This is a genomic window from Niastella sp. OAS944, assembly GCA_024809215.1.
Classification (GTDB): Bacteria; Bacteroidota; Bacteroidia; order Chitinophagales; family Chitinophagaceae; genus Niastella.
Window position 1 is genome coordinate 126696 of sequence record JANUBW010000016.1, and the last position, 13697, is coordinate 140392.

General features: G+C 46.3%; 3 protein-coding genes. All 3 read left to right on the top strand.

What is annotated here, in order from left to right; all coding sequences use genetic code 11:
• Nucleotides 1-567: 567 nt before the first annotated feature.
• Nucleotides 568-8712, top strand: coding sequence for a putative Ig domain-containing protein (locus GGD38_RS37145; protein WP_375303970.1), 8145 nt, complete (start codon nt 568-570; stop codon nt 8710-8712).
• Nucleotides 8713-8964: 252 nt separating this feature from the next.
• Nucleotides 8965-11796: a hypothetical protein gene (locus GGD38_RS37150; protein WP_375303971.1), complete on the top strand. Its 2832-nt coding sequence runs from the start codon at nt 8965-8967 to the stop codon at nt 11794-11796.
• A gap of 215 nt (nt 11797-12011) precedes the next feature.
• Nucleotides 12012-13697 (top strand): hypothetical protein (locus GGD38_RS37155; protein WP_375303972.1); only part of this gene is annotated, 1686 nt, incomplete at its 3' end.

Genomic DNA, 13697 nt, shown 5'->3' on the forward strand with positions numbered 1-13697 from the left:
ACATTCATAAGGGAAAACCAGTAGCAACGCAACGCTGTATACAAATATACTTGTCAAAAAACTGACCGCCGTCGCTTTTTTCGCAATTGACCGATAATACTTTGTATTTGAATCTTGCGCCAGATCAAGAACAGAAAAAAATGTGAACATATATTTAGAATGTTAAATTTCTTGATTATCTTGTATAGCAAATAAAACCTATATTATTAGGGCCTGATTCCTCAGAAACATTCCAATCCACAATGTTTCATTCCAATTTCCCCTCTAAAACCTTTGTTACCACCAATTATCTGTAACAGTGTTATTCTTTTTATTCTCAGTAAAACCAATTTGAATCCAGGTTCAACGTGATCTGATTTCACGGTTATTTATCACCAAATGTTATTGATGAAGAATATTTACTTCCTCAAATAGAATATCTATGTCCGTTAGCTAACAATACGGAATAAGATACCCACTGGTGTTTTAAAACCTCTATGCAGATTCTGCCTGGACTGGGATTCATATTGCCCCTAAAATACGTTTCAACTTGTTACTGATGTCAGAAACCAATTTGCCGAGACCTGCATGAAAGATAGTATTGCACATATCTTTTTGACCAGATTTGCTACCCTCATAAACGATTCAAAGCACCCCACTAATCGTATATGTGTTGGTTTATTTCTGCTATTGGGTTTTATTATACCACATTTTGTTCAGGCACAACATATTGACAATAGAAAAAGACTCGATTCATTTCAACGGGCAAGAGCAGCCACGGGAGCTACCATTCTTAAAGTACTTGCTAATTCATATAATGTAACCGGCGGAGGAGCCTATTGTATAGGAGGGAGTGGTGTAGTTGTTGGTCTTGATGGTTCGCAATTGGATACCACGTATCAATTACAATTAAATGGGGTTAATATTGGTTCTCCTGTAACAGGGGATGGGAATGCCATTAGTTTCGGATTGCAAACAGCAGCCGGAACTTACACCGTTTTTGCCAATACCTCCACCGGGCCAATGGCAATGGGTGGGAATGTACTGGTGACAATAAATCCGCTACCTACAGTTACAGCCGATCCTAAGCAGGTGTGTTTTGGAAACAATGCGATTGTATTAACGGGAACACCAGCCGGTGGCAGCTGGAGTGGCACAGGCGTAAGCGGTTCTACCTTTAATGCCAATGGACTTGCTGCAGGTAATTATACTGTTACTTATTCTTACACAGATGCCAACAGTTGTAACAATTCAACAACAGCCACGGTATCCGTTAATGCTTTGCCAACAGTTACTGCAGACAACAAACAGATATGTATTGGAAACAACGCGGTTGCATTAACGGGAACACCAGCCGGTGGCAGCTGGAGCGGCACAGGCGTAAGCGGTTCTACCTTCAATGCCAATGGCCTGGCCGCAGGTAACTATACTGTTACATATTCCTACACAGATGCCAACAGTTGTACCAACACGGCCAATGCCACGGTCACCGTAAATGCTTTACCATCGGTTACAGCAAACAACAAACAGGTATGTTTTGGTAATAATAGCGTTGTTTTTACGGGCACTCCGGCTGGCGGTACCTGGAGCGGCACAGGCGTAAGCGGTTCTACCTTCAATGCCAATGGACTTGCTGCAGGTAATTATACTGTTACTTATTCCTACACCGATGGTAATGGATGCGTCAATACTGCAGCAGCAATAGTTACGGTGAATGCATTGCCAACCCCAGCCGCCGGCAGCAATACACCGCAGTGCGCCGGTGGCACTTTAAATCTTACCTCAACCAACGGCACAACATATAGTTGGACCGGCCCAAACAGTTTTACCTCGGATCAACAAAACCCATCGATCGTTAATGTCACAACGGCTGCTTCGGGAGTTTATACGGTTGTTGTAACGGATGGAAATGGTTGTTCGGCAACAACTACAACAAACGTTACTATTAATGCATTGCCAATACCTTCAGCTGGCAGCAACACACCACAGTGTGCCGGTTCTACTTTAAATTTTACAGCTTCGGGTGGAACTAATTACAGCTGGAGCGGCCCTAACGGTTTTACTTCTAACTCACCAAACCCATCGATTGCCAATATAACAACGGCCGCTTCGGGGGTTTATACAGTAGTGGTAACGGATGGGAATGGTTGTTCGGCGACAACTACGACAAACGTAACTATAAATGCATTGCCAACACCAACGGCAAACAGCAACACGCCGCAGTGCGCCGGCTCTACATTAAATCTTACAGCTTCGAGTGGTGCCAATTATAGCTGGACGGGGCCAAACGGTTTTACTTCTAACTCACCAAACCCATCAATCACCAATGTAACCACTGCAGCTTCGGGAACCTACACAGTAGTTGTTACCAATGCAAGCGGATGTTCGGCAACAACTACGACAAACGTAACTATAAATGCATTGCCAACACCAACGGCAAACAGCAACACACCGCAATGCGCCGGTTCTACATTAAATTTTACAGCTTCGGGGGGTGCCAATTATAGCTGGACGGGGCCAAACGGTTTTACTTCTAATTTGCCAAACCCATCGATCGCTAATGTAACAACGGCAGCTTCGGGGGTTTATACAGTTGTGGTAACGGATGAAAATGGTTGTTCGGCAACGACAACGACAAACGTAACTATAAATGCATTGCCAACACCAACGGCAGGAAGCAATACACCGCAATGCGCCGGTTCAACCTTAAACCTCACAGCTAATGGCGGTACAGGTTATAACTGGAGTGGACCGAATGGATTTACATCAACCACGCCAAATCCTTCAATCACAAATGTTACGACCGCAGCTTCGGGAGTTTATACAGTTGTGGTAACGGATGGCAATGGTTGTTCGGCAACGACAACGACAAATGTGGCAATTACGCCATTGCCAACCGCAACCATCAGTTATTCAGCCACACCTTATTGTATATCTATTTCCTCAGCGCAAGCCGTTACATTATCAGGTACAAATGCTTATACCGGAGGAACATATACTGCTACGCCCGGAGGACTATCAATAAACTCTTCAACCGGCGCCATTACTCCTTCAACAAGTACCGCTGGCACCTATACAGTAACGTATACCACACCAGCTTCAAGTGGTTGTGCTGCAGTAACGGCAACCACATCGGTTACTATAACAGCAGTTCCTACGGCAACCATTTCGTATACCGGATCGCCGTTTTGTACAACAGTAAGTTCAGCAACAGTTACGTTAACGGGAACAGGTGCTTATACAGGCGGAACATATACTGCTGCACCGGCCGGGTTAAACATCAACAGTGCAACCGGTGACATCAACCCATCAGCAAGCACGCCGGGAACATATACAGTTACCTATGCAATACCGGCATCAGGGGGTTGTGCAGGAGTGAACGTAACAACACCAGTAACAATCACCGCATTACCAACAGTTAATCTTACCTATGCCGGAACACCTTTTTGCCGGTCGGTAGCAACAGGCCAGGCAGCAACATTAAGTGGAACCGGAGCATATACAGGAGGAACATTTACGTCCTCACCAGGAGGTTTATCAATAAATGGTTCAACAGGCGCCATTACGCCCTCAACAAGCACCGCCGGCTCCTATACCGTAACTTATACAACACCGGCTTCAGGCGGCTGTGCAACGGTAAGCACTACAGCAAATATTATTATAACAGCGGTTCCTACAGCAACCATTTCATATACAGGAACGCCGTTCTGTACAACATTAGGTTCTGCACCAGTTACGCTAGCAGGAACAGGCGCTTATACGGGGGGAACATACACTGCTGCACCGGCGGGATTAACCATAAATGGTTCAACTGGAGAGATCACTCCATCATCAAGTACAGCAGGTACATACACTATAACCTATGCCATTCCTGCATCAGGTGGTTGTGCGGCTGTAAATGTTACTACATCTGTAACGATCACAGCGCAGCCAACGGCCAGCCTTTTTTATGCCGGAACACCTTTCTGCAGATCGGTAGCAACAGCACAAAACCCAACTTTAACAGGTACCAATGCTTATACAGGCGGAACATATACCGCTCCGGCTGGCTTGACCATCAACAGTGGCACAGGCGCCATTACACCATCCACAAGTACTGCAGGAACTTATACAGTTACCTATACAAAAGTTGCGGCAGGCGGATGTGCGGCTGTAGTTGCTACCACATCGGTTACTATAACAGCAGTGCCCACAGCTACCATTTCATATACTGGAACGCCGTTCTGTACAACACTAGGTTCTGCACCGGTTACGTTAACAGGAACAGGCGCTTATACGGGGGGAACATTTAGTTCAACGGCCGGCTTAACCATCAATAGTTCAACTGGTGAGATAACTCCATCATCAAGCACGGCAGGTACATACACTATAACCTATGCCATTCCTGCATCAGGTGGTTGTGCGGCTGTAAATGTTACTACATCTGTAACGATCACAGCGCAGCCAACGGCCAGTCTTTCTTATGTGGGAACTCCTTTCTGTAAAACAGCATCAACACAAAATCCTGTATTGACAGGTACAGGCGCTTATACAGGCGGTACATATTCGGCAGCACCTGCGGGATTGACCATTAACAGCGGCACCGGCGTTATTACACCATCTTCAAGCACAGCAGGTACATATACCATTACCTATACAAAAGTTGCGGCGGGTGGATGTGCGGCAGTGAATGCAACTGCAAATGTTACAATAACAGCAGTGCCCACAGCAACCATTTCATATATAGGAACACCGTTTTGTACAACAGTAGGTTCTGCAACAGTTACGTTAACAGGAACAGGCGCTTATACGGGGGGAACATATACTGCTGCGCCAGCGGGATTAACCATAAATGGTTCAACTGGAGAGATCACACCATCATCAAGCACGGCAGGTACATACACTATAACCTATGCCATTCCTGCATCAGGTGGTTGCGCGGCTGTAAATGTTACTACATCTGTAACGATCACGGCGCAGCCAACGGCCAGCCTTGCTTATGCGGGAGCTCCTTTCTGTAAAACAGCATCAACACAAAACCCCACGTTAACAGGCACAGGCATTTATACGGGCGGTACATATTCGACAGCTCCTGCGGGGTTGACCATTAACAGTTCAACCGGCGTTATTACACCTTCTTCAAGCACTGCAGGTACATATACCATTACCTATTCAAAACCTGCGGCAGGCGGATGTGCAGCAGTAACAGCCACCTCATCCGTTACTATAACCGCAGCTCCTACAGCCACCATTTCATATGCAGGAACGCCGTTTTGTACAACGGTAAGTTCGGCTCCAGTTTCTTTATCTGGAACAAACGCTTATACGGGTGGAACATTCAGTTCAACGGCCGGATTAACCATAAATAGTTCAACCGGAGAGATCACGCCATCATCGAGCACGGCAGGTACATACACTATAACCTATGCCATTCCTGCATCCGGTGGTTGCGCGGCTGTAAATGTTACTACATCTGTAACGATCACGGCGCAGCCAACGGCCAGCCTTGCTTATGCGGGAGCTCCTTTCTGTAAAACAGCATCAACACAAAACCCGACGTTAACAGGAACAGGCGTTTATACGGGCGGTACATATTCGGCAGCTCCCGCGGGGTTGACCATTAACAGCGGCACCGGCGTTATTACACCTTCTTCAAGCACTGCAGGTACATATACCATTACCTATTCAAAACCTGCAGCAGGCGGATGTGCAGCAGTAACAGCCACCTCATCCGTTACTATAACCGCAGCTCCTACAGCCACCATTTCATATGCAGGAACTCCATTCTGTACTTCGGTAAATTCAGCCTCAGTTACGTTATCGGGAACCGGCGCTTATACCGGCGGTACATTCAGTGCACCAGCCGGACTTACCATCAATAGTACAACCGGCGCCATTACACCATCATCGAGCACTGCAGGTACATATACAATAACGTACACAGCACCCTCATCGGGTGGTTGTGCTGCGGTAAATGCTACCACTTCTGTAACGATCAATGCCAGTCCAACCGTTTCCGTTACACCACCTTCCGCTGCATTTTGCAGCGGCAACAGTGTTACATTAACGGCCAGTGGCGCCAGTACCTATACCTGGAGCCCTTCAACCAATTTATCAATTACAACCGGTAGTGTGGTAATAGCATACCCTGATGTTACCACCACATACACTGTAACCGGCACTGCGGCCAACGGATGTACCGGAACAGCAAGTGTTCCCATTACAGTTACTACCAGTCCGGAAGGAGATCTGTCATCGAGCCCTCCTGTTTGCCCAGGCAGCAACAGCGGTACAATTACTTTATCTAATTATACCGGCAGCATTATAAGATGGGAAACATCAACCGATGGCGGAACAAGCTGGACTACCATAAACAATACCAGCACTACGTTTCCTTACCTGAATTTAACTACAACCACTATATACCGGGTATATCTTCAATTGAATGGTTGTTTTGCCTATTCAGATGTTGGTATTGTGCCGGTGAACCCGCCGTTTACGCCAACTGTCACTGTAAATCCAACTTCAATTTGTCCGGGCCAATCAGCTACATTAAAAGCAAGTGATTATGGCCCGCCACCTTTTCCCACTGAAGATTTTCAAAACGCTAACCCGGCCGGCTGGAGTGGCAATGATGCCAATAACAATAACAAAGGAGATAACAGCGAATGGGGAGAAACAGGTAATGGTAAAATGTTTAATGGATTATTATGGAATTCAAATGCACCCCCAACCAATAGCAAATACATGATCGTGAATGGTAATGGCGGCGGCAGTGTAGTTAGTTTAATAACACCGCCATTTAGCCTGGTGGGTTTAACCAATCCAATATTCAATTATTACACTGCCATGAACCTTAATGCAGGCACAACCGCATGGGTTGAGATCACAACAGATGGCGGCGCCACCTATAACACATTAAAAACTTATACCGGACCAACAAATGTGGGAAACCCTAATAATGGTTTTATTCAGGAATCGATCAACATGAGCGCTTATATAGGACAATCGAATGTGAAGGTTCGATTCAGATATAGTGGTACAGCAGGAAGTAACTGGGGTGTAGATAATGTTGGCATTGCTGGAACGTATCAACCTGTAACGTATCAGTGGTCGCCATTAACTTACTTAACACCAGCGAATGGGGTAGGGCAAACCGTTACCACTACGCCAACCGTATCGGGCACGTATAATTACTGCGTGGTGGCAACAACGGCAGCCGGTTGTTCCAGTTCGCCGGTTTGTGCTGATGTACTCGTAAAACCATTGCCAAGCTGTTCTATTACTGGCACCGATAGTGTTTGTCCGGCCAGCACCAATACTTATTCTGCTCCGGGAAGTTTAAGTGCATACAGCTGGAGCATTACAGGCAAGGGAACTATTTCAGGTTCATCAACCAGCCAAACAGTTTCAGTACTGGCCAGCAGAACCTGTGGCACATATACATTAAACCTGACCACTACATTAAACGGATGTACCAGTACGTGCAGCCGCACTTTTACTATTTATGATACTACCAGGCCGGTTATTACAATAACAGCAGCAGCAACTTTAGGTTGTAACCCACAGGCGTCAGCCATAACGGCAGCATTTGGAACGGCAACAGTTACCGATAATTGTACAACAGGATTAATCGCTGCGTTTACCACCGGGGCAGAGCAGGGCACAGGTTGTATAAGAACCGTAACAAGAACCTGGACAGTTACCGATTCGTGCGGAAATAGTGCAACAGCATCTCAAACAGTAAGTTTTACCAGAGATACACAGGGGCCGCTTTTTGTAGGCGTACCAGCCAACGCCACCGTGCAATGCGGCGCCATTCCGGCGGCGCCAACAGTGACAGCAAACGACAATTGCTCGCCATCTGTCGCGGTCACTTATGGAGAAGTTGCAAATGTAGTAGAAGGCTGCGGAACGATAACAAGAACATGGGCCTCAACCGATCTTTGCGGAAATACATCTACAGCCACGCAGATACTGACCGTGGTAGATACTACGCGACCAGTACTTATAGGGGTTCCGGTCAATGAAACCGTACAATGCACCAATACAATAATTGCAGGCGTTTCGGTAACGGCAACCGACAACTGCGATCCTACAATTACAGTAAATTTTACAGAAACAAATAATGTAGTACAGGGCTGCGGCACAATTACAAGAACATGGACTGCAACTGACAATTGCGGAAATACGGCCACCGCCACCCAGGTAGTAACTGTAGTTGACAACACTGCTCCGGTTGCAGTGGCCCCCGCGTCACTGAACTTCCAATGCATTGCTGATGTGCCGCCTGCCGGTACGTTAACAGCAACTGACAATTGTAGCGGCAACATTACCGCAACGGGTGTAGATGTACAAGTTGCTAATGGTTGTGGATATACTATTACACGAACATGGACATTCACCGATGCATGTAGCAATACATCATCGGTTTCTCAAATTATCAATGTGCGTGATGATATACCACCGGTAATTACGTGTCCGCCGGCACAAGTATTCTGTGCTGTTAATGGCAACACATATACTATTCCCCCAGCTACTGCAACCGACAACTGCAGTGGCACTTTGAATATTACTTATCAAATCACAGGAGCAACTACAAGAAGCGGAACAGGGAATGATGCAAGTGGAGTATTTAATGTAGGAATATCAACAATAACATGGACAGCTACAGATATATGTGGTAATACATCTACCTGTTCAACAACAGTTACTATAAATCCAAAGCCAGCACCGATAATTTCACACAACTAATTATAAAAACAGTTTATGAGAGAATACAGCAACCCATACAAAATAAAAAATACCGGAAGACAAGCCCGGCATTTCTGGTCGCGTTTTTTGCTATGGCTGAGATTGCTGGTACTCTCATTTACGCGAAATAAAGATGAACCGGATCCCGCCGTTTTGAACGAAATGATTTTAGTAAACATCCCTAGACCATTAATAAAGAATAAAAAAATGCCGAACACAAACCCAGCAAAACTGCTTATAAAATGGGGACTCATGCTGTTGTTTACAGCATTTGGCACGAATGCGATAGCGCAGGCGCCTCCGCCAATCCCAGGAAACCATTCGGTATGTATTAATACAACGAAAGAATACGGTGTAGTACTCACTGCCGGGTCAACCTATGCATGGAGCATTACGCCCAGTACCGGATTTACGATGACACCTAATCCAACGTACCCCAATTTAATTACAGTAAACTGGACTACTGTCGGCACCTATACTATACAGGTAATTGAAACCAATGCTGCAGGTTGTATAGGCGATCCTGTCACTATTGTTGTTACAGTGAACCCGTTACCAACGGTAACCGTGAACTCGTCAACAGTCTGTGCCGGAACAGCGGCGACCATAACGGCAACACCAGGCGAACCGGGCACCTATACCTATGTATGGACTGTACCGGCCGGAGTTCCTGATCCGGGTAATGTGGCCAGCTTTACATCCACAGTGGCCGGTACCTATAGTGTTGTGATCACCAATACAGCCACAGGTTGCGGATCAGCCTCTGCAAGTGGAATAGTAACGGTGAACCCGCTGCCTGTATGTTCTATTACCGGTAATAACAATGTATGTCCTGGTTCTACCAATACATATAGTGCGCCAGTGGGAATGTCGACTTATAATTGGTCAATTAGTGGAAATGCGACTATCTCCGGTGCAGCAAATGGACAAACCGTTTCAGTACTTGCCAATAATAGTTGTGGAAACTTCACGCTGACCCTTACAATTACAGATGCGAACGGATGTACAAGTACATGTACTCAAACATTTGCGACAACAGATACAGAAGTACCGGTGATCACAGTAACACCAAGCACTTCAGTACTGTGTAACCCAACTGCAGCACAGCTCACAGCGGCCTTTGGTACAGCGTCAGTAACCGACAATTGCTCAACTGGTCTTACCGCCACCTTTACCGATGGAGCAGAGACAGGTACTGGTTGTGATCGCTCTATCACCAGAACATGGACCGTAACAGATGCGTGCGGTAATACAGGAACACAAACGCAAACCATCACATTCACCAGGGATACAGAAGCACCGGTGATCACAGTGACACCAAGCACTTCAGTCCTGTGTAACCCAACTGCGGTACAGCTCACAGCGGCCTTTGGTACAGCGTCAGTAACCGATAATTGTTCTACTGGTCTTACCGCCACCTTCACCGATGGTGCAGAGACAGGTACTGGTTGCGACCGCTCTATCACCAGAACATGGACTGTGACAGATGCGTGCGGAAATACAGGAACACAAACGCAAACCATCACATTCACCAGAGATACAGAAGCACCGGTGATAACAGTGACGGCTTCAACAGCAGCAGGATGTAACCCAACTGCGGCTCAGCTCACAGCGGCCTTTGGTACAGCGTCAGTAACCGACAATTGCTCAACTGGTCTTACCGCCACCTTCACCGATGGTGCAGAAACAGGTACTGGTTGTGATCGCTCTATCACCAGAACATGGACTGTGACAGATGCGTGCGGAAATACAGGAACACAAACGCAAACCATCACATTCACCAGAGATACAGAAGCACCGGTGATCACAGTGACGGCTTCAACAGCAGCAGGATGTAACCCAACTACAGCACAGCTCACAGCGGCCTTTGGTACAGCGTCAGTAACCGATAATTGTTCGACTGGTCTTACCGCCACCTTTACCGATGGTGCAGAAACAGGTACTGGTTGCGACCGCTCTATCACCAGAACATGGACCGTAACAGATGCGTGCGGTAATACAGGAACACAAACGCAAACGATCACATTCACCAGAGATACAGAAGCACCGGTGATAACAGTGACGGCTCCAACAGCAGCAGGATGTAACCCAACTGCGGCTCAGCTCACAGCGGCCTTTGGTACAGCATCAGTAACTGACAATTGTTCGACTGGTCTTACCGCCACCTTCACCGATGGTGCAGAAACAGGTACTGGTTGTGATCGCTCTATCACCAGAACATGGACTGTGACAGATGCGTGCGGTAATACAGGAACACAAACGCAAACGATCACCTTCACCAGAGATACAGAAGCACCGGTGATAACAGTGACTGCTCCAACAGCAGCAGGATGTAACCCAACTGCGGCTCAGCTCACAGCGGCCTTTGGTACAGCATCAGTAACTGACAATTGTTCGACTGGTCTTACCGCCACCTTCACCGATGGTGCAGAAACAGGCACCGGTTGCGACCGCTCAATTACCAGAACATGGACCGTGACAGATGCGTGCGGTAATACAGGAACACAAACGCAAACGATCACCTTCACCAGAGATACAGAAGCACCGGTGATAACAGTGACGGCTCCAACAGCAGCAGGATGTAACCCAACTGCGGCTCAGCTCACAGCGGCCTTTGGTACAGCATCAGTAACTGACAATTGTTCGACTGGTCTTACCGCCACCTTTACCGATGGTGCAGAAACAGGCACTGGTTGCGACCGATCTATCACCAGAACATGGACCGTAACAGATGCGTGCGGCAATACAGGAACACAAACGCAAACCATCACATTCACCAGGGATACAGAAGCGCCGGTGATAACTTGTGCGCCATCACAAGCCTACTGTATTGAGTCAGGCAACACTTATACTATCCCTGCATTGACTGCAACGGATAATTGTAGCACTAACCTGACGATTACTTACCAGGTAACAGGGGCCACTACAAGAAGCGGTACAGGAACCGATGCAAGCGGAACATTTAATGTAGGCGTTTCAACAATAACATGGACAGTTACAGATGCATGCGGCAATGTTTCTACCTGTTCAACAACGGTAACTATTAGTCCGAAACCAGTAACAACACCAATCACTCACAATTAAAAATGAAAAGGAATAAAGAAATGAAGCCAAAGTAAAACATCCAAAGTTGCCAACATGCACACCTGCTTCCTGGGAGAAGCGGTGTGCATGTAGCACTTTGTCTCTCAATTGAGCCTCTTATAATGTGTGCATGAACGATCATAATGCTTAAACGGTTTCTACATATCATAATATTGGCTTTGCTCTTGCTCGGCGTCAAAGAGACATCTGCGCAAATGGCTATGCCGGATCATGTATGTATCGGAACCACTAAAAAATATTCTGTAAATGACCCAAGCGTCCCATCTACTTATACATGGAAAATTGATGGCATTACACAACCCACTACTACCAATGAAATAACTATTACATGGAATACGGCTGGTCAATTCCTCATTACTGTACAGGAACGATCGGCAGATGGTTGTGGGGGCGATATACAATCAGGAATTGTTTATGTTTATCCCAATGTAGCCACCACCGAGCAGATCACGATCTGCGAAACGCAACTACCTTATACTTGGAACGGAAAAACATTAACGCAAGCAGGAACAACAACAGCAACACTGCAGACTGTCAACGGCTGCGATTCGGTGGTAACACTTACTCTAACTGTAATTAACCAGACAACACCCCAATTTAATATACCAACCAGTTTTTGCCAGAATGAAACAGCACCGGCTTTAACAACAACATCACTAAATGGCATCACCGGTACATGGTCGCCTGGTGTTATTAATACAGCCACAGCTGGAACGACTGTTTACACGTTTACTCCGCAAGCAGGTCAATGTGCTTTGCAGGTTACCCTGACAGTTATCGTAAATCCAGTTATTACCAGCACTCAGACTTCTACTATCTGTGCTAACCAATTGCCATATACCTGGAATGGCAATACCTACAATACTGCTGGAATTTACAAAGACACATTGGCAAGCGCAACTGGTTGCGATTCGATAGTTACACTGAATTTAAATGTTAACCCAGTTGCAACAGGCGCTCAAACCGCTACTGTTTGCGCCAACCAATTGCCTTACACATGGAACGGCAATACTTATAATACCGCTGGCACTTATAAGGATACATTAGTAAATGCCACCGGTTGCGATTCGATAGTTACATTAACTCTTAACGTAAACCCTATTGTTACCGGAACGCAGACAGTTACAGTTTGTGAAAACCAGTTACCTTACACCTGGAACGGCAACATCTATAGTATCGCCGGTATTTATAAAGACACTTTAGTAAGCACTATCGGTTGCGACTCTATTGTGACACTGACCTTAAATGTTAACCCAGTTGCAACAGGCGCTCAAACCGCTACTGTTTGTGCTAACCAATTGCCATACACCTGGAATGGAAACACTTACAATGCAGCTGGCACTTATAAGGATACATTAGTAAATGCCACCGGTTGCGATTCGATAGTTACTCTTACACTGAATGTAAATCCAGCGGTTACGGGCTCACAAACAGCCACCGTTTGCGCCAACCAACTGCCGTATACCTGGAATGGCAATACATATAATGCAGCAGGATCCTATAAGGATACGTTATCAAATGCCGTTGGTTGCGACTCTATCGTAACTTTGACACTGAATGTAAACCCTGTAGTAACTGGAACAGAATCTGCTATTGTTTGCGCCAACCAACTACCATACACCTGGAACAGCAATACCTATAATGCTGCTGGAACTTATAAAGACACATTAGTAAATGCCGCTGGTTGCGACTCGATTGTAACATTGACACTGAATGTAAACCCAGCAGTTACAGGTTCACAATCGGCCACAATCTGCGCCAACCAATTGCCATACACCTGGAACGGCAATACCTATAATGCTGCTGGAACTTATAAAGACACATTAGTAAATGCCGCTGGTTGCGACTCGATTGTAACATTGACACTGAATGTAAACCCA